Here is an 18,064-nt window from a genome sequence, read left to right on the forward strand (position 1 = left end):
AAAGCATGGCAGTGCCGCTGTCTCACTGGATAGCCAGATGACTTGTGTATAACGATGAGTGCTCCGCGTGGGCATGCAGCCCGTGACGCTCTGCGTCACATCCCGGCGCGAGAGCAATCAGGGCTAAGCCTGCCCCACCAGCTTGAACTCGAAATCCGGCATGCCGGTCGCATTTTCCAGCGCGAGCAGTGCGCGTTTGCGGTCGACGCCACCGGCATAACCGGTCAGATCGCCACCCGCGCCGATGACCCGGTGGCACGGCACGATGATGGAGATCGGGTTCTTGCCGTTGGCCGTGCCTACTGCCCGCGAATGACCGGGGCTCAGGCCCATCTTTCTTGCCATCGCTCCGTAGGAAATCATCTCGCCATAAGGAATGCGCGCCAGTTCCGCCCAGACCTGTTCCTGAAACGGCGTGCCGCGCATGCGCAGCGGCACATCGAAGGCCCGGCGCTCGCCGCGAAAGAACTCGGTCAGTTGCTCCTGCGCCATCCGCACCACTCTGGGCACGTGCTGGTCGTCGGGCATCATCACCAGACCGGGATAGTGCTTCTGGCCGATGAAGTAAACGCCGGTCAGCGCATCGTCCTCGACACGCAGGGCGATGTCGCCCAAGGGACTTGAAAGCAGATAGCCGGGAATCATGATGGTCTCTCCTCACGTTGATGCCAGACATGCACGGTCGCGTAGGCTCGCCACGGCGCCCACTGGCTCGCATGCTCGTTGAGTTGCGCGGCCGTCGTGCAACCCAGGCGCTTTTTGAGCACCGCATCGCCTTCGGGAAACGCATTGGGCCAGCCCAGGGCGCGCATGGCAATGTATTGCACGGTCCACTCGCCGATGCCGCGAATGTGTCGCAGCGCAGCCAGCGTTTCGTCCAGCGGCACCAGCGGCTCAAGCAGGATCCGCCCCGCCGCCACTTCCTCGGCAACCGCGATAATCGCCTCGGCGCGAATGCGGATCAGGCCGGTGGCGATCAGGTCCTCATAATGCAGGGCTGCGATGGCCTGCGCGGTCGGAAACGCATGATGCAGCCCGAAGGGTGCAGTGCTGACCGGTGTGCCGAATCGTTCAGCAATCCGGCCCAGAATCGCTCGTGCATTGAGCACCGAGATCTGCTGGCCGACCACCGCCCGCACCGCAATTTCGAAGCCGTCGAACGCGCCGGGAACACGCATGCCGTGCAGATCGCCAATAAGCGGTCCAAGGTGCGCATCGACCAGATCAGGTCGGCAGCCAGTGTCGAACACCCTCCGCACCCGCCCTAGCACCACCGCGACCGCCGATTGCAACGAGGCCGACATGGTCACCACCAACGCATGCCGCTGGGGTGCATCGGTCACGCTGATCCAGCCAGAGACCTTGCGCCCCGCATGCTCGACTTCAATGACCCGCGCATAAACGTCGTCACTTACATGCTCGACTCCGGCAATGCAGCGATGCGCGAGAAACGCCAGCACGCCTTTCCAGGAAAATGGCGGCCGGTAGGACAGTTCAAAGCGCAGCTCTGCGTCGTCGGCTTTGTGCACGGCCTTCCTCAGCCGCGTCGGATTCAGGCCGTAGCGCGCCTGAAAGACATCGTTGAAACGTCGCACGCTGCCAAAACCTGCCGCCAGCGCCACCTCGGTCATGGACAATCCGGTGTCGGTCAACAGGCGCTTGGCGATCAACAAACGTTGCGTCTGCGCGAAATCAATCATCGAGACGCCAAACTCGGCTTCGAAAATCCGTCGCAGGTGCCGTGCCGTGACACCGACTCGCTCAGCCAGCGCATCCAGTGTTCTGCCGCTCAGAAAGCCCTCTTCTATCAACCGGGCCGCGGCCTGTGCCAGCCTGCTCGACATGTCCAGCAGGCTTTGTCCGGGCGCCAATTCCGGGCGGCAACGCAGGCAAGGGCGAAAACCCGCCTGCTCGGCAGCCGCAGCCGTTCTGTAGAAACTGCAGTTTCTGGCCTGCGGCGCACGCACCGGGCACATCGGCCGGCAATAAATACCGGTGGACGACACGCCCATGAAAAACCAGCCGTCAAACCGGCGGTCCCTGGCGATGAACGCGGCGTAGCAGATAGTGGGATCGAGAGTGTTCATGGGCAGACTCTATTCCAGGCTCCGGCAAAAGTCTGGCTGAATTCGGACATGTGCATCTGACCGGCGCTCATCATTTGTTATAGTGGCGCCTCCTGCGCTTTCTCTGGCTCACGCCCATCCAATAAAGCAGTCACTGCTCACCTCGGCTGACGCCAGCGTAGACCCGACTTCCTCGTTTCAAAGCAGAGACCCGATCATGTCCCGTTCCGAAACACTGTTCGCCAATGCTCAAAAACATATTCCCGGTGGCGTGAACTCGCCGGTTCGTGCGTTCAAGAGCGTGGGTGGCACGCCGCTGTTCTTCAAGCACGCTGCGGGCGCTTACGTGACTGACGAAGACGATAAACGCTACGTTGACTACGTGGGTTCCTGGGGCCCGATGATTCTTGGCCACAGCCACCCGGAAGTGCTCGACGCAGTGCGCAGCCAACTGGAACACGGCCTGTCCTATGGCGCACCGACCGCCATGGAAACCGAGATGGCCGATCTGGTCTGCTCGCTGGTGCCGTCGATGGAAATGGTGCGCATGGTCAGCTCCGGCACTGAAGCCACCATGAGCGCCATCCGTCTGGCCCGTGGTTACACCGGCCGCGACAGCATCATCAAATTCGAAGGCTGCTACCACGGCCACTCCGACAGCCTGCTGGTCAAGGCTGGTTCCGGCGCACTGACCCTGGGTGTACCGAGCTCGCCGGGCGTACCTGCAGCCTTTGCCAAACACACCCTGACCGTGCCGTTCAACGACCTGGAAGCGGTGCGTGAAATGCTCGCGCAAGTGGGCCAGGAAGTCGCGTGCATCATCGTCGAGCCGGTGGCCGGCAACATGAACTGCGTACCGCCAGCGCCGGGTTATCTGCAAGGCCTGCGTGACTTGTGCGACGAGCACGGCGTGGTACTGATTTTCGACGAAGTCATGACCGGTTTCCGCGTTGCCCTCGGCGGCGCACAGGCGTACTACGGCGTGACGCCAGACCTGAGCACCTTCGGCAAGATCATCGGCGGTGGCATGCCGGTCGGCTGCTTCGGCGGCAAACGCGAAATCATGTCGCACATCGCCCCGCTCGGCCCGGTCTATCAGGCAGGCACGCTGTCCGGCAACCCGCTGGCAATGGCTGCCGGTCTGACCACGCTGCGCCTGATCAGCCGTCCGGGCTTCCACGATGAACTGAGCGATTACACCCGTCGCCTGCTGGAAGGCCTGCAACAGCGTGCCGATGCCGCTGGCATTGCGTTCGTGACCACCCAGGCGGGCGGCATGTTCGGCCTGTACTTCAGCGATGCCAGGGAAATCGTCACCTTCCAGGACGTGATGACCAGTGACGCCGACCGCTTCAAGCGCTTCTTCCATCTGATGCTCGAAGGCGGTGTGTATCTGGCGCCAAGCGCGTTCGAAGCAGGCTTCACTTCCATTGCCCATGGCGATGCCGAATTGCAGCTGACGCTGGACGCTGCCGAAAAGGCCTTCGCTGCGCTTAAATAAGCCGCTGCGGATGATTCGTGCAGGCAAGTTTTGCCTGCACGAATCATATCGATGAATGAAACTGAACGTTGTTGCAGCAATTAGCTTCTACACTGCAATGCGATTGACGTGATCAATCGACGCAAACATGGGAAACGACTGTCTTGCTTCAGGGTTTTTCGCCTGAGGGTTCGTAGTTTTTTACTGGCCGTGCAGCAGAAAATCCGTAAAGACTTTGTAAGGTTGGCTCTGCTTATTTCATAATGCGCAGCCAGCACGTTTAGCTGGTCGGGCACGCCCGCACCTTTTTCAGAGGTAAGTCGACTTCCATGAACCGCACCGGCCGCACCCTTGCATTGGGCTGCCTGTTGCTTGTCTATCCTCTGCTGGCTACTGCCGGCAGCAACTCGTTGTTGATCCCAGCGATGGGTCGCTGCACCCTCAATACTCAGCCTGAGAACCTGCCCGCTGCACTTGCAGCCTGTCAGCAGGCCGCTCAGTCCGGGGATGCACAGGCGCAGTACGAGTTGGGTGAGTTCTATTACGAAGGCAAGAATGTACCTCGCGATCTGCCACAGGCCCTCGGTTATTTCGAGCAGGCTTCGTTGCAGGGTCACGCGCAGGCGCAATATCAGTTGGGCCTGATGTTCAGTCGTGGCGAAGGTGTGCAGGCCAATAACATCCAGGCCTATATCGTGCTGAAGATGGCAGCGGTCAACGGATCTGAAGATGCACTGGACGCAGCGGACGAAGTGTCGGCAAAAATGAAGCGCGACGAGCTGGAAGTCGCCACTCAGGTACTGGGACAGATTTTCCGCAAATACCTCATGGAACTGCAAACGGCCGAAGGTCGCAGCCCATTCTCTCCATTGCCCTGATCGATTGTCTTCAGGGCAACAGTCTCGACTCTCTGGTTATTTTTCCGGCATCGGCATGGGAAACGGCATCACATTGCTGACGCCCTTCGCTTCGCTGATCTTCGGCGTGCCCATGCGCTCGACTTCATCGATACGCACGATCGAATGCATCGGCACGAAACTGCGCACCACGCCTTCGAACTGGGCCTTGAGCTTTTCTTCGCTCGGGTCGACCACCACTGTCGTGCGCTCGCCGAAGACGAACTCTTCCACTTCCAGAAAACCCCACAGATCGCTTTGATAGATCTGCTTGGCGTACATCTCGAACACCTGGCCCTGGTTGAGGAAAATCACCTTATAGATTGGAGCTTCGCGTTTGATCATGGTTGGCGGGTAACGATTCGCGGATGAAAAAGGGGCACGCACTATAGCATGCCCGTCGGATCGCCCCTAGGAACCCAAGCGTATCGCCCCTATAATGTGCGGTTCTTTGAACCAGCTGATGATCACGAATGGCCAAGAAGCTTTATATCGAAACCCACGGTTGCCAGATGAACGAGTACGACAGCTCGCGCATGGTCGACCTGTTGGGCGAACATCAGGCCCTGGAAGTCACCGCCCGCGCGGAAGACGCCGACGTGATCCTGCTCAACACCTGCTCGATTCGCGAGCGCGCCCAAGACCGGGTTTACTCCCAACTGGGCCGCTGGCGCGAACTGAAACTGGCCAAGCCGGAAATGGTGATCGCCGTTGGCGGCTGTGTAGCCAGTCAGGAAGGCGCGGCCATCCGCGACCGCGCGCCCTACGTGGACGTGGTCTTCGGCCCTCAAACACTGCACCGCCTGCCGGAAATGATCGACGCCGCACGCATCACGCGCCTGCCGCAGGTCGACGTCTCGTTCCCGGAAATCGAAAAATTCGACCATTTGCCCGAACCACGCGTCGATGGCCCGAGTGCCTACGTGTCGGTGATGGAAGGCTGCAGCAAGTACTGCACGTTCTGCGTGGTGCCTTACACCCGTGGCGAAGAGGTCAGCCGACCGTTCGATGACGTACTGACCGAAGTCATTCATCTGGCGGAAAACGGTGTGCGCGAAGTCACGTTGCTGGGTCAGAACGTCAACGGTTATCGCGGCGCCATGCACGACGGGCGTGTCGCAGACCTGGCGGACCTGATCCGCGTGGTCGCCGCTGTCGATGGCATCGACCGCATTCGCTACACCACGTCGCACCCGCTGGAATTTTCCGACAGCCTGATCCAGGCCCACGCCGAAGTGCCTGAGCTGGTCAAACACCTGCATTTGCCGGTGCAGTCGGGCTCGGATCGTATTCTGGCGGCCATGAAGCGCAACCACACCACACTGGAATACAAGTCCAAGCTGCGCAAGCTCAAGGCCGCCGTGCCGGGCATCTGCATCAGCTCCGACTTTATCGTCGGCTTTCCGGGTGAAACCGAGAAAGACTTCGAAAACACCATGAAGCTGATCGAGGATGTCGGTTTCGACTTCTCCTTCTCGTTCGTTTATAGCCCGCGCCCCGGCACACCGGCGGCCGATCTGAAAGACGAAACGCCGGAAACCCTGAAGAAAGAACGTCTGGCCGCGCTGCAACACCGGCTCAACCAGCAGGGATTCGAGATCAGCCGACAGATGGTTGGCAGCACCCAGCGCATTCTGGTGACCGACTACTCCAAGAAGGACCCCGGCGAGCTGCAGGGCCGTACCGAGAACAACCGGATCGTCAATTTCCGCTGCGACAACCCGAAACTGATCGGCCAGTTCGCCGATGTGCATATCGATGACGCACAGCCTCATTCCCTGCGCGGATCTCTGCTTCAATAACCCTTGCGCCCCGTCGCGGAAACGAATGGCCGAATGAATTCGTTTCCGTGCGGTCCCTACCATTGAGCACGGTGAATCCTCCATGCAGAAGGCAAGGCTTTCGCCTGACCACCGCCAGGGAGTATTCTTCAATACATCTCAATTGCCGCCGGACGGCCATTAAAAGACCTTGAACGCACCCATAGAACCTCATCGCTTCACCCTCGAACCTTTCGAGGCCCATCGTTTCGCCAACCTGTGCGGGCAACTCGACGAGCATCTGCGCTTGATCGAACAACGCCTGGACATCGAGATCCGCAATCGCGGCAATCAGTTCGAGCTTATTGGCGACTCCAAACACACCACCTCGGCCGAAAATCTGTTGCGCCGTCTGTACCGGGAAACCAAGGGTACCGACCTGACGCCGGATATGGTTCACCTGTTCCTGCAGGAATCGGGCGTCGACGGGCTGGATAACCACCCGGCCGCCGAAGTCGGCGTTGCGTTGCGCACCAAAAAGGGCATGATCCGCCCGCGTGGCATCAACCAGCAGCGCTACGTCAAAGAGATCCTCGGCAACGACATCAACTTTGGCATCGGCCCTGCCGGTACCGGCAAGACCTACCTCGCTGTCGCCTGCGCAGTCGATGCGCTGGAGCGTGAGCAGATCCGTCGCATCCTGCTGGTGCGCCCTGCGGTTGAAGCGGGTGAAAAACTCGGCTTTCTGCCCGGCGACCTCGCCCAGAAGATCGACCCGTACCTGCGACCGCTCTACGACGCGCTTTACGAGATGCTCGGCTTCGAGGTCGTTGCCAAGCTGATCGAGAAACAGGTCATTGAAGTGGCACCGCTGGCTTACATGCGCGGACGCACCCTTAATAACAGCTTCATCATTCTCGACGAAAGTCAGAACACCACCGTCGAGCAGATGAAGATGTTCCTGACCCGTATCGGCTTCGGCTCCACCGCCGTGATCACCGGCGACATCACCCAGGTCGACTTGCCCAAGGGCACCAAGTCGGGTCTGACGCATGTCATCGATGTGCTCAAGGACGTGCCGGGCATCAGCTTCACGCACTTCAAGCCCAAGGACGTGGTTCGCCACCCGTTGGTGCAACGCATCGTTGAGGCCTATGAGCGCTTCGATGATCGTTTCAGCGACGGCTCGTCGAGCAACAACAGTTACTCACGGGACAAGAACCGCGATGCTTGAGCTGGACTTGCAAGTCGCAAGCGAAACCCCTGCGCCGACCGAAGCCCAGTTCCGCCTCTGGTGTGAAATGGGCCTGCGTCAGCGCAGTGCCGACTCCGAACTGACCATCAGACTGGTCGATGAAGTCGAAGGGCGTGAACTCAATCACACCTGGCGGCACAAGGACTACGCCACCAACGTGCTGTCCTTCCCGGCCGACGTACCGGATGACATGCTGGATATCCCGTTGCTGGGCGATCTGGTCATCTGCGTACCGGTGGTGAATCGCGAAGCGACCGAACAGAACAAGACCGTTGACGCCCACTGGGCGCACATGGTGATTCACGGCTGTCTTCATCTGCTCGGTTACGACCATATCGACGATGAAGAAGCCGAAGAGATGGAAGCGCTGGAACGAACGTTGCTTGATGAGTTGGGCTATCCCGACCCTTATGCCGACGACGACACCGAACCTCAACATTCAGAAACATCAAGCAAGGACCACGAGTAAGGGCTATGAGCGAAGACCGATCGAGCAACGGACAAAAGTCATGGCTGGGTAAACTGACCCAGGCTTTTGTCCATGAGCCGAAAAACCGCCAGGAGCTGCTTGAGCTGCTGCGCGAAGCCCACCAGAACAAATTGCTGGACAGCGAAGCGCTGGCCATCGTCGAGGGAGCCATCCAGGTTGCCGACCTGCAGGTACGCGACATCATGGTGCCGCGCTCGCAGATGATCAGCATCAAGGCGACCCAGACACCTCGCGAATTCCTTCCCGCCGTCATCGATGCCGCGCACTCGCGCTATCCGGTGATCGGCGAGAGCCACGACGACGTCCTCGGCGTGCTGCTGGCCAAGGATCTGCTGCCGCTGATCCTCAAGCCCGACGGCGACAGTGACGATGTCAAGAAACTGTTGCGCCCGGCGACCTTCGTGCCGGAGTCCAAGCGTCTCAACGTTCTGTTGCGCGAATTCCGCGCCAACCACAACCACATGGCCATCGTCATCGACGAGTACGGCGGTGTGGCAGGTCTGGTGACGATTGAAGACGTGCTGGAACAGATCGTCGGCGACATCGAAGACGAGCATGACGTCGAGGAAGACAGTTTCATCAAGCCGCTGCCCAGCGGTGACTTCCTGGTCAAGGCCCTCACGCCGGTCGAAAACTTCAACGAGTTCTTCGACAGCGAGTTTTCCGACGAAGAGTTCGACACCGTCGGCGGCCTCGTGATGAATGCTTTCGGCCACCTGCCCAAGCGCAACGAAATCACTGAAATCGGTGCCTATCGTTTCCGCATCCTGAGCGCAGACAGCCGTCGCATCCACCTGCTGCGTCTGAGCCCCATCAATCGCCCGTAAAACCACCCTGATGCCGCTTTAAGGAACCTACATGCGCTGGATTACGCGTCCCGGCTGGCCCGGCAACCTGCTGGCCGTCGTCGCTGGCGGACTCACGACCCTGGCATTGGCACCGTTCAATGTCTGGCCACTGATCCTGGTGGCAGTCGCGGTGTTTTATATGGGGCTGCGCGAACTGAGTCCGCGCCAGGCGCTGGGACGCGGCTGGTGCTACGGCTTCGGCCTGTTCGGCGCTGGTACCAGCTGGATCTACGTCAGCATTCACACCTACGGCGGCGCTTCGGTGCTGCTGGCCGGGTTGTTGATGCTGGCGTTCATCGCCGCCATAGCACTGTTCTTCGCCCTTCCCGCCTGGGTCTGGGCGCGCTGGCTGCGGCGTAACGAAGCGCCGCTGGCCGATGCGCTGGCGTTCGCTGCACTGTGGCTGGGCCAGGAAGCGTTTCGTGGCTGGTTCCTTACCGGTTTTCCCTGGCTGTATTCCGGCTACAGCCAGCTCGACGGACCGTTGGCGGGACTTGCACCAGTGGGCGGCGTCTGGCTGATTTCCTTCGTACTGGGCCTGACCGCTGCATTGTTGTGCAATCTGCACCGCTTGCGGGCGCGTAAATCCTTTCTGGCTATTGGCGTGCTGCTGTTGCTGGCGCCCTGGGTCGCCGGACTGGCACTCAAGGGTTATGCCTGGACATCGCCGTCTGGCAAGCCACTGAAAGTGGTCACCCTGCAGGGCAACATCGAACAAAGCATGAAGTGGGACCCGCAGAAGCTTAACGACCAGTTGGCGCTGTACCGCGACATGACCTTCAGGTCGCAACAGGCCGACCTGATCGTATGGCCGGAAACCGCCGTACCGGTGCTCAAGGAAAGCGCCGAAGGCTATCTGTCGATGATGGGCAAATTCGCCTCCGAGCGTGGCGCGGCGCTGATCACTGGCGTGCCCGTACGCGAACTGACCGGGCGTGGCGAATACCGTTACTACAACGGCATCACCGTGGTCGGCCAGGGTGACGGCACCTATTACAAGCAGAAACTCGTTCCATTCGGCGAATACGTGCCGTTGCAGGACGTATTACGCGGTTTGATCGCGTTCTTCGACCTGCCGATGTCGGACTTCGCCCGAGGCCCGGACGATCAGGCACTGCTGCAGGCCAAGGGTTATCACATCGCGCCCTTCATCTGCTACGAAGTGGTCTACCCCGAATTTGCCGCAGGCCTGTCGGCCCAGAGCGATCTGTTGCTGACGGTCAGTAACGACACCTGGTTCGGCACTTCGATCGGCCCGCTGCAGCATTTGCAAATGGCCCAGATGCGCGCGCTTGAAGCCGGACGCTGGATGATTCGCGCCACCAACAACGGCGTGACAGGACTCATCGATCCGTTCGGCAGGATCACCGTGCAGATTCCGCAGTTCGAGCGTGGCGTGTTGTATGGCGACGTAGTGCCGATGCAAGGCCTGACGCCTTACCTGCACTGGCGTTCGTGGCCTCTGGCGGTTGTCTGCCTGCTGCTGTTTGGCTGGGCCTTGCTGGCGGCACGCATTTCCAAGACGGTCTGATCGGGCTTCAGAGCAATCCCGGACTGCGGGATTGCTCCTGGCGGCTGCCTAAGGGTAAATCAGCGGATAGACCAGCAAGCCCATCGCTTCGTTGAGCAACACGCCGCTCTGCATGAACACCCGGCTCTCGGGCAGCCAGCCGCCGAACGGCCGGGCATTGTCCACGCCCAGAAAACCCACGGGCGCACCCACCACGGTAAAACCGGCCTTCTCGAAACTCCAGCGCGCCCTCGGCATATGCCAGGCCTGTGTCACCAGCACGACTCGCTTGATGCCTTGGGGCTGAAGAATACCGGCGGTCAGGGTAGCGTTTTCCCAGGTCGTCCGGCTCAGACCTTCCTGCCAGCGCACGGCGACGCCGAAATCATCCTGCAGCGACTGCGCCATGATCGCCGCTTCACTGGGAGGCTCGTCATAGTGCAGGCCGCCCGTTGTCAGCACGGGCAGCCCGGACGCCTTGGACAGGCGCGCCGCCAGCCGCAGCCGCTCCAGACCAATGCCCGTGGGTACATCGCTTCCCCAGGTCGGCGAATTGCGCTCGCGCCCGCTGCCCAGCACCACAATCGCGTCGGCCTGCTGCGCCAGACTCGCCCACTGCGCCTGCGGCAGGGGCGGAACCTGCTCCATTCTGCCTGCGCCCCACTCCACGACAACCGGCAGGCTCATCAGCCACAACCCGCCAAGGCCGGTCACGAAGCACACGGCAGCGATACGCGGCCGCGAACGTCGCAACCACCAGGCCAGAATCAGCAATAGAAAGAGAATGCCGGGAGGCAGAAGAAGGGTCTTGAGCAGGTAACGCAAAGGCATCGGACATCTCCAGAGATGCCCGAAGCCTAAAAGGTTTGAAGCTAAGCAACAATGCTTAAAAGGCAGGCCCGCAGCCTGCCGGGGGAAAGCCTGATCGTCGTATCAGTTGTTGCGGCCTGACCGCATCGATGACCTGCCACGCTTTCGATCTTTCAGCCAGATGATAGTGGCTGATTGTCCAGGCGCTCTGGCCAAACTGGTCTGCTCCGGTGATCGCGTGAAACTGCCCTTTGACTTACCCTTGACAGCCCCGTTTGCCGCCATCGCGCCTTTTTCAAGGTAGGCCTCGATCCACTCGAACTCGGCACTGCTCAACCCTTTGAGCTCAAGTACGGCAGGCGACTCGTTTCGGAGCCGAACCGCAGTACTTGCCATTTCAAGAGCAAGCCCGAGACGATCGATCAAACGTTCATACAGCTCATAAGTGCTTACAGTGTGCTGCAACTCTGTCATCCGCTCACCTCACTGAAGATAGAACATACCCTCGATAATGAGCTTAGCGCTGCTGCCGGAACAGGCGGATAAGGGCGACCAACGGCCAGAGACGGCGGTTGGACGGGGCCGTGGCTGCCGCGCATAGCAATCAGGACTCCCTCGATAGACGGCGCTCATGTATGCTACGACGCTTCCTGCCATTCCACTTCCGCTCTCTTGAGCCTGTACGCACCGCACAGACAGTTGCAATTGTCCGGCAAGCGGTGCAGACCTGACTCGGCGAAGCAATGAAGAGGTCAAGGGTCACTAATCTTTAGTCAAAAGTAGCCATGCACGAACTCTATCAGCCCCGCGAAATCGAAGCCGCCGCCCAGACCTTCTGGGAAGAGCAAAAGTCTTTTGAAGTCAGTGAACAGCCAGGCAAGGAAACCTACTACTGCCTGTCGATGTTCCCTTACCCCAGCGGCAAGCTGCACATGGGTCATGTGCGCAACTACACCATCGGTGATGTGATCTCCCGCTACCAGCGCATGCTGGGCAAGAACGTCCTGCAGCCACTGGGCTGGGACGCTTTCGGCATGCCGGCGGAAAACGCGGCCATCGACAACAACGTCGCGCCAGCGAAGTGGACCTACGAAAACATCGATTATATGAAGACCCAGCTCAAGAGTCTGGGTCTGGCCATCGACTGGTCGCGTGAAATCACCACCTGCAAGCCTGACTACTATCGCTGGGAACAATGGCTGTTCACTCGCCTGTTCGAAAAAGGCGTGATCTACCGCAAGAACGGCACCGTGAACTGGGACCCGGTCGATCAGACCGTTCTGGCCAACGAGCAGGTCATCGACGGTAGAGGCTGGCGTTCGGGCGCGCTGATCGAGAAGCGCGAAATTCCGATGTACTACTTCAAGATCACCGCCTACGCGGATGAGCTGCTGGAGAGCCTCGACGAATTGCCGGGCTGGCCTGAACAGGTCAAGACCATGCAGCGCAACTGGATCGGCAAATCCCGTGGCATGGAAGTGCAGTTCCCGTACGACCAGACCAGCATCGGCGAAGCCGGCACGCTGAAAGTCTTCACTACCCGTCCCGACACGCTGATGGGCGCAACCTACGTGGCAGTGGCCGCCGAGCACCCGCTCGCGACCCTGGCGGCGAAGGAAGACGCGCAACTGCAAGCGTTCATCGATGAATGCAAGGGCGGCAGCGTTGCTGAAGCCGACGTTGCCACCCAGGAAAAGAAAGGTCTGCCGACATCGCTGTTCGTCGAGCACCCGCTGACCGGCGAGAAGCTGCCGGTGTGGGTCGCCAACTACGTGCTGATGCATTACGGCGACGGCGCGGTCATGGCCGTGCCTGCGCACGACGAGCGTGACTTCGAATTCGCCACCAAGTACCACCTGCCGATCAAGGCCGTGGTGCGCACCAGCGCAGGCGACGAAACCCCGGCGCCGTGGCAGGAAGCCTATGGCGAGCACGGCGTGCTGATCAATTCAGGCGAGTTCGACGGCCTGGACTTCACCGCTGCGTTCGACGCGATGGAAGCTGCGCTGGTCAAGAAAGGCCTGGGCCAGTCACGCACCCAGTTCCGCCTGCGCGACTGGGGCATCAGCCGCCAGCGCTACTGGGGCTGCCCGATCCCGATCGTGCACTGCGACACCTGTGGTGACGTGCCGGTCCCTGAAGATCAATTGCCCGTGGTGTTGCCGGAAGATGTGGTGCCGGACGGCGCAGGTTCGCCGCTGGCGCGCATGCCCGAGTTCTACGAGTGCAAGTGCCCGAAATGCGGCGCACCGGCCAAGCGTGAAACCGACACCATGGACACCTTCGTCGAGTCCTCCTGGTATTACGCCCGCTACGCTTCCCCGCATTACGAAGGTGGCCTGGTCGAGCCAAACGCCGCCAACCACTGGCTGCCGGTCGATCAGTACATCGGCGGTATCGAGCACGCCATCCTGCACCTGCTGTACGCACGCTTCTTCCACAAGCTGATGCGCGACGAAGGTCTGGTGACGTCCAACGAGCCGTTCAAGAACCTGCTGACCCAGGGCATGGTCAACGCCGAAACCTACTTCCGCATGGAAACCAGCGGCAAGAAGACCTGGATCAACCCGGCCGACGTGACGCTGGAGCGTGACGCCAAGGCCAAGGTGATCAGTGCCAAGCTGACCAGCGACGGCCTGCCGGTTGAGATCGGCGGCACCGAAAAGATGTCGAAGTCGAAGAAAAACGGCATCGACCCGCAGACCATGATCGATCAGTACGGCGCAGATACCTGCCGCCTGTTCATGATGTTCGCCTCGCCACCTGACATGAGCCTGGAATGGTCTGACTCCGGCGTTGAAGGCTCGAGCCGCTTCCTGCGTCGCGTCTGGCGTCTGGCACAGGCCCATGTCGCGCAGGGTGTGTCCGGCAAGCTGGATACGGCCGCGTTGAGCGATGATCAGAAGGCTATCCGCCGTTCGATTCATCAGGCGATCAAACAGGCGAGCCAGGATATTGGTCAGAACCAGAAATTCAACACCGCCATCGCTCAGGTGATGACGCTGATGAACGTGCTGGAAAAGGTCCCGCAGGCCACCGCACAGGATCGCGCCCTGCTTCAGGAAGGACTGGAAACCGTCACCCTGCTGCTGGCGCCGATCACGCCGCACATCAGCCACGAGCTGTGGAAGGAACTGGGCCACACAACGCCAGTCATTGATGCAGGCTGGCCGGCGCTGGATGAAAGCGTTCTGGTGCAGGACACGCTACAACTGGTGATTCAGGTCAACGGCAAGCTGCGCGGCCACATCGAGATGCCTGCCAGCGCCAGCCGCGAAGAAGTGGAAGCCGCTGCCCGGATCAACGAGAACGTACTGCGCTTCATTGATGGCCTGACGATCCGCAAGGTCATCGTTGTGCCAGGAAAACTGGTCAATATCGTCGCAAGCTGATGAGATCGGGCACCCGGCAGACCGGGTGCCGAACATATTTCCAAGGGACGCGAAGTCGGCCCACAAGGATTCAAGGGGAGCATCAAGATGATCAAACGCAATTTGCTGGTGATGGGCCTTGCCGTTCTGCTGAGCGCCTGCGGCTTTCATCTGCGTGGCACCGGCACGACCGATCTGGCCATCAAGGAACTGGATGTCAGCGCGCGTAATGCCTACGGCGAAACCGTTACCCAGCTCACGCGTGTACTGACCAGCTCCGGCGTGAAGGTCTACACCGGCGCGCCGTACAAGCTGGTACTGGTCAACGAAGCCGAAACACAACGTAACGCCAGCTTCAGCGGCTCGGGCCGTTCGGCCGAGTATCAGCTGACCACGACGCTCAACTATGAAGTGCGTGGCGAGAAAGACCGCTTCCTGCTCGGCGACAAGGTCAGCGTGGACCGTTCCTACGTACACGATGGCAACAACCTGACAGGCTCCGACCAGGAAGCGGCTCAGGTACGTGGCGAAATGCGCAACGAGCTGATTCAGAGAATGATGGCGCGTCTGCAGCAACTGACGCCGTCTCGCCTGGACGAACTGCAGGCCAAGGCCGACGCAGTTGCCAAGGCTGAGGCCGACGCTCTGGAAGAAGCTCAGCGTATTCGTGACTCAACACCTCAACAGTCGCCTGTTGAAATCCCGAACAGGTAAATGTCCGGGGGCCGGCTCGCCGGCCCCGGCATCCTTTCGACGATGAAACTCGCCCCCGCCCAACTCGGCAAACACCTGCAAGGCACGCTCGCACCGGTCTACGTGATCAGTGGCGATGACCCGCTACTTTGCCAGGAAGCTGCCGACGCCATCCGCACAGCGGCCCGCCAGCAAGGTTTCGACGAACGCCAGGTGTTCAGCGCCGATGCCAGCTTTGACTGGGGCACGCTGCTGCAGGCCGGCGCCAGCATGTCGCTGTTTGCCGAACGTCGCCTTCTGGAACTGCGTCTGCCTTCCGGCAAGCCCGGTGACAAGGGTGCCGCTGCTCTGATCGAATACTGCGCCCGGCCTGCCGAAGACACGCTGCTTCTGATCAGCCTGCCCAAGCTCGACGGCAGCGCGCAGAAAACCAAATGGGGCAAGGCGCTGGTCGAAGGCGCGCAGACTCAGTTTGTGCAGATCTGGCCGGTGGACATTGGCCAGTTGCCGCAATGGATTCGTCAGCGCCTGTCACAGGCAGGGCTTGCGGCGACTCAGGATGCGGTCGAACTGATTGCCGCACGTGTCGAAGGCAACCTGCTGGCCGCTGCGCAGGAAATCGAAAAGCTCAAGCTGATGGCCGAGGACGGGCAGATTACCGTCGAAACCGTGCAGGCGGCGGTGGCCGACAGTGCCCGTTTCGATGTGTTCGGCCTGACCGATGCCGTACTCAATGGCGAAGCGGCACATGCCTTGCGCATGCTGGAAGGGCTTCGCGGCGAAGGGGTCGAAACGCCGGTGATTCTCTGGGCGCTCACCCGCGAGCTGCGTGCGCTGGCCAACATGTCCCTGCAATTCAGCCAGGGCGTGCCGATGGACAAGATATTCAGCTCAGCCCGTCCGCCGGTCTGGGACAAACGCAAGCCGCTGATGAGCAAGGCCCTGCAACGTCATTCGGCGAAGCGCTGGAGCCAGTTGCTCATGGATGCGCAACGTATCGATGCGCAGATCAAGGGTCAGGCAGCGGGCTCACCATGGAGCAGCCTGAGTCGGCTGGCGCTGTTGATGGCCGGACAACGGTTGCCGTTACCAGCGGAGTGATCCCGTGTCAGACGCATTCTTTCAGCTGTTTTTCGAAATCCCGCTTCGCTATATCTGCTATCCCATCGGCTGGCCGATCGTGCGGGTCGTGACGTGGGGTAAATACCCGAAGAAAGGCTCCTGGCTCAAAGACAACTGGCAAGCCGGATGGACCAGCGCCACCGGATTCGTGATTCTGGTGTTTTCTATCGTCGCACTGTTCGTGCATTGAGCAGTGGGTGCTGTCAGCAACGGCAGACACCCGTCAACCGAAGCGCAGCCAGCCTGAAAGAAACGATTCTTCAAGAGCCGCGACACCCCGTCACTCCCTGCCCTTTTTACTTATCCTCCTCATTCAGGCTAAATGGCGGGGTTGATCACCCGACATGAACGGAACCTGTGATGTCTCAACGACGCACAACAACGGTCTGGATTGCCTGCTTTGCAGTGCTGTTCAGTCTGCTGGCCATGCCACTGTCACCCAGCACGCCACGTGTGGCCGGGGAGCAGGTGCTGTGGGGAGCGTTCTGTGGTGGTGGCGGCACGCGGCTGGTCGCCATTCCGTTGAGTGAAGCCTCGCAAGGCATGCCTGACGGGCAACAACATCAGTCCGCGATGCAGCATTGTCCGTGCTGCTCGGGATCGGTGTTCGTCGTCATTGCGCCCGGTTTCAGCCATGGGCTGGTGGCGCGTCTGGAGCCTGAGCGCTTCGCGCCTGCGATTTTTCTGATCCACGCTTCGCCGCGTCTGCAATGGCCGAGCGCCAATCCGCGAGCCTCTCCGCCGGTCTGATACCCCGTTTGCCCGTGCTTCGATGCACCTGAATGGATTGACCGGAGAACCCCGATGCTCAAGAAAGCCCTCGTGCTGGCCGCTCTGCTGCTGCCTGCCTGTTTCGCCCACGCTCACCAGTACACCGCTGGCCAGATCATGATCGCCCACCCATGGTCCATGGAGCTGCCGCCCAATGCGCCAACCGTAGCCGCCTATTTCGTGCTCGAAAACAAAGGTGACACAGGCGACCGACTGCTCGGCGTCGACACCCCGATTGCAGGTCAGACCCAACTGCATGAACACCTTCAGGCAGATGGCCTGATGAAAATGCAGCAGGTGCAGACCGTGGACGTACCCGCTGGCGCTACCGTGACCTTTGCGCCCATGGCCTGGCACGTGATGCTGCTGGACATCAAAGACCGCTCGAAGCTGCTCGTCGGACAACGCTTTCCAATGACGCTGCATTTCGAGAAGGCCGGAGATGTTGAGGTGCAGGTCGTGGTACAAAAGCAGGGACCTGAACACCAGCACTGAGTAGCCTTCCAGATTGAGCGCCCTGCGCCGAGACCGCGAACGATCAGCCATCCCAGGTAAAAACCGGGCCGCGTGGCTGAGCCTGTTCGCCATGTTGATGATCTTCATCGGTCCACTGATTTCTCAGTCGATGCCGATGGATCAGCACGCCGGCATGTCGATGCCACCTGCAACATCGATGGACGTGAGCAGCTCGGCCGGCAGCCATGCGCACCATGGCAGCGAACACGCCACTGCGACTGACGCGGGCGCGAGCGACCATGCGCTGTGGGCCAAATGCGGTTACTGCACGCTGCTGTTCAGCTGCCCTGCGCTTCCATATGTCCCGGTACTGGTCGCAGCGGCTCCGCCCGGGCATGCAGACTTTTTCGCAGCGCAGCCTCTGCTCGGGCATGCGCGGCGAGCGATCTTCCCCAATGCCCGGAGTCGGGCACCCCCAACGCTGTTCACAGCCTGAAACCAGAAAATTTCATGACCGTACGCAGCCAGCGGCTGCG

At 60.5% G+C, this 18,064-nt stretch carries 19 protein-coding genes; 14 read left to right on the forward strand and 5 right to left on the reverse strand.

Annotated features, from left to right (window positions below; genetic code table 11):
- Window positions 1-123 precede the first annotated feature (123 nt).
- Both CFBP1590_RS23440 and CFBP1590_RS23445 read right to left on the reverse strand, forming a co-directional pair.
- A complete protein-coding gene (locus tag CFBP1590_RS23440) occupies window positions 124-645 on the reverse strand; it encodes a methylated-DNA--[protein]-cysteine S-methyltransferase (RefSeq protein ID WP_088236027.1) in 522 nt (173 codons plus the stop codon).
- The gene (locus CFBP1590_RS23445; RefSeq protein WP_088236028.1) at window positions 642-2,087 is read right to left on the reverse strand and encodes a DNA-3-methyladenine glycosylase 2 family protein; all 1,446 of its coding nucleotides are present in this window, start codon (window positions 2,085-2,087) and stop codon (window positions 642-644) included. Before CFBP1590_RS23445 ends, CFBP1590_RS23440 begins: the two co-directional genes overlap by 4 nt.
- Before the next feature lie 196 nt (window positions 2,088-2,283).
- On the opposite strand from CFBP1590_RS23445, the gene hemL reads away from it, so the two are divergent.
- Window positions 2,284-3,567, forward strand: coding sequence for a glutamate-1-semialdehyde 2,1-aminomutase (hemL, locus tag CFBP1590_RS23450; protein WP_043305311.1), 1,284 nt, complete (start codon window positions 2,284-2,286; stop codon window positions 3,565-3,567).
- Between the two features lie 308 nt (window positions 3,568-3,875).
- Entirely contained in the window at window positions 3,876-4,424 is a 549-nt protein-coding gene (locus CFBP1590_RS23455) for a tetratricopeptide repeat protein (RefSeq protein WP_025994147.1), read from the forward strand.
- 36 nt (window positions 4,425-4,460) lie between these two features.
- Here the strand turns inward: CFBP1590_RS23455 and CFBP1590_RS23460 are convergent, their stop codons facing one another.
- Window positions 4,461-4,787, reverse strand: a complete 327-nt coding sequence (locus tag CFBP1590_RS23460; RefSeq protein ID WP_029244272.1) for a DUF1820 family protein — start codon at window positions 4,785-4,787, stop codon at window positions 4,461-4,463.
- Between the two features lie 128 nt (window positions 4,788-4,915).
- Here CFBP1590_RS23460 and miaB point away from each other — a divergent pair, with 128 nt between their 5' ends.
- The 5 genes from miaB to lnt all read left to right on the forward strand — a co-directional run bounded on the left by miaB (window position 4,916) and on the right by lnt (window position 10,326).
- Window positions 4,916-6,244 carry a tRNA (N6-isopentenyl adenosine(37)-C2)-methylthiotransferase MiaB gene (miaB, locus tag CFBP1590_RS23465; RefSeq protein WP_029244271.1) on the forward strand — a complete coding sequence of 443 codons (1,329 nt, stop codon included), beginning with the start codon at window positions 4,916-4,918 and terminating at the stop codon, window positions 6,242-6,244.
- 169 nt (window positions 6,245-6,413) lie between these two features.
- Window positions 6,414-7,436 carry a PhoH family protein gene (locus CFBP1590_RS23470; RefSeq protein WP_029244270.1) on the forward strand — a complete coding sequence of 341 codons (1,023 nt, stop codon included), beginning with the start codon at window positions 6,414-6,416 and terminating at the stop codon, window positions 7,434-7,436.
- Window positions 7,429-7,926 (forward strand): rRNA maturation RNase YbeY, encoded by a 498-nt coding sequence (gene ybeY / locus CFBP1590_RS23475; protein ID WP_043305312.1) that lies wholly within the window; start codon window positions 7,429-7,431, stop codon window positions 7,924-7,926. The genes CFBP1590_RS23470 and ybeY overlap by 8 nt, the downstream gene beginning before the upstream one ends.
- A 5-nt stretch (window positions 7,927-7,931) precedes the next feature.
- A complete protein-coding gene (locus tag CFBP1590_RS23480) occupies window positions 7,932-8,774 on the forward strand; it encodes a CorC family transporter (protein WP_025994144.1) in 843 nt (280 codons plus the stop codon).
- Between the two features lie 31 nt (window positions 8,775-8,805).
- Window positions 8,806-10,326, forward strand: coding sequence for an apolipoprotein N-acyltransferase (gene lnt / locus CFBP1590_RS23485; protein ID WP_088236029.1), 1,521 nt, complete (start codon window positions 8,806-8,808; stop codon window positions 10,324-10,326).
- A gap of 48 nt (window positions 10,327-10,374) precedes the next feature.
- Here the strand turns inward: lnt and CFBP1590_RS23490 are convergent, their stop codons facing one another.
- Both CFBP1590_RS23490 and CFBP1590_RS23495 read right to left on the reverse strand, forming a co-directional pair.
- Window positions 10,375-11,136: a YdcF family protein gene (locus tag CFBP1590_RS23490; RefSeq protein WP_029244268.1), complete on the reverse strand. Its 762-nt coding sequence runs from the start codon at window positions 11,134-11,136 to the stop codon at window positions 10,375-10,377.
- A gap of 102 nt (window positions 11,137-11,238) precedes the next feature.
- Entirely contained in the window at window positions 11,239-11,589 is a 351-nt protein-coding gene (locus CFBP1590_RS23495; RefSeq protein WP_029244267.1) for a hypothetical protein, read from the reverse strand.
- 311 nt (window positions 11,590-11,900) lie between these two features.
- Between CFBP1590_RS23495 and leuS the strand changes: the two genes are divergently transcribed.
- From leuS to CFBP1590_RS23530, 7 genes are all read left to right on the forward strand, one after another.
- The gene (leuS, locus tag CFBP1590_RS23500; RefSeq protein ID WP_088236030.1) at window positions 11,901-14,507 is read left to right on the forward strand and encodes a leucine--tRNA ligase; all 2,607 of its coding nucleotides are present in this window, start codon (window positions 11,901-11,903) and stop codon (window positions 14,505-14,507) included.
- An 87-nt stretch (window positions 14,508-14,594) separates the two neighbouring features.
- Window positions 14,595-15,200 (forward strand): LPS-assembly lipoprotein LptE, encoded by a 606-nt coding sequence (locus CFBP1590_RS23505; protein ID WP_004885073.1) that lies wholly within the window; start codon window positions 14,595-14,597, stop codon window positions 15,198-15,200.
- A 42-nt stretch (window positions 15,201-15,242) separates the two neighbouring features.
- Window positions 15,243-16,280, forward strand: a complete 1,038-nt coding sequence (holA, locus tag CFBP1590_RS23510) for a DNA polymerase III subunit delta (RefSeq protein ID WP_025994139.1) — start codon at window positions 15,243-15,245, stop codon at window positions 16,278-16,280.
- A gap of 4 nt (window positions 16,281-16,284) precedes the next feature.
- A complete protein-coding gene (locus CFBP1590_RS23515; protein WP_004885076.1) occupies window positions 16,285-16,491 on the forward strand; it encodes a hypothetical protein in 207 nt (68 codons plus the stop codon).
- Window positions 16,492-16,661: 170 nt separating this feature from the next.
- Window positions 16,662-17,051: a DUF2946 domain-containing protein gene (locus CFBP1590_RS23520; RefSeq protein WP_029244265.1), complete on the forward strand. Its 390-nt coding sequence runs from the start codon at window positions 16,662-16,664 to the stop codon at window positions 17,049-17,051.
- Between the two features lie 54 nt (window positions 17,052-17,105).
- Window positions 17,106-17,567 carry a copper chaperone PCu(A)C gene (locus tag CFBP1590_RS23525; RefSeq protein ID WP_029244264.1) on the forward strand — a complete coding sequence of 154 codons (462 nt, stop codon included), beginning with the start codon at window positions 17,106-17,108 and terminating at the stop codon, window positions 17,565-17,567.
- A 49-nt stretch (window positions 17,568-17,616) separates the two neighbouring features.
- Window positions 17,617-18,024 carry a DUF2946 domain-containing protein gene (locus tag CFBP1590_RS23530; protein WP_257013895.1) on the forward strand — a complete coding sequence of 136 codons (408 nt, stop codon included), beginning with the start codon at window positions 17,617-17,619 and terminating at the stop codon, window positions 18,022-18,024.
- Window positions 18,025-18,064: the final 40 nt, after the last annotated feature.

Origin of the sequence: Pseudomonas viridiflava (genome assembly GCF_900184295.1) — a bacterium.
Classification (GTDB): Bacteria; Pseudomonadota; Gammaproteobacteria; order Pseudomonadales; family Pseudomonadaceae; genus Aquipseudomonas; species Aquipseudomonas viridiflava.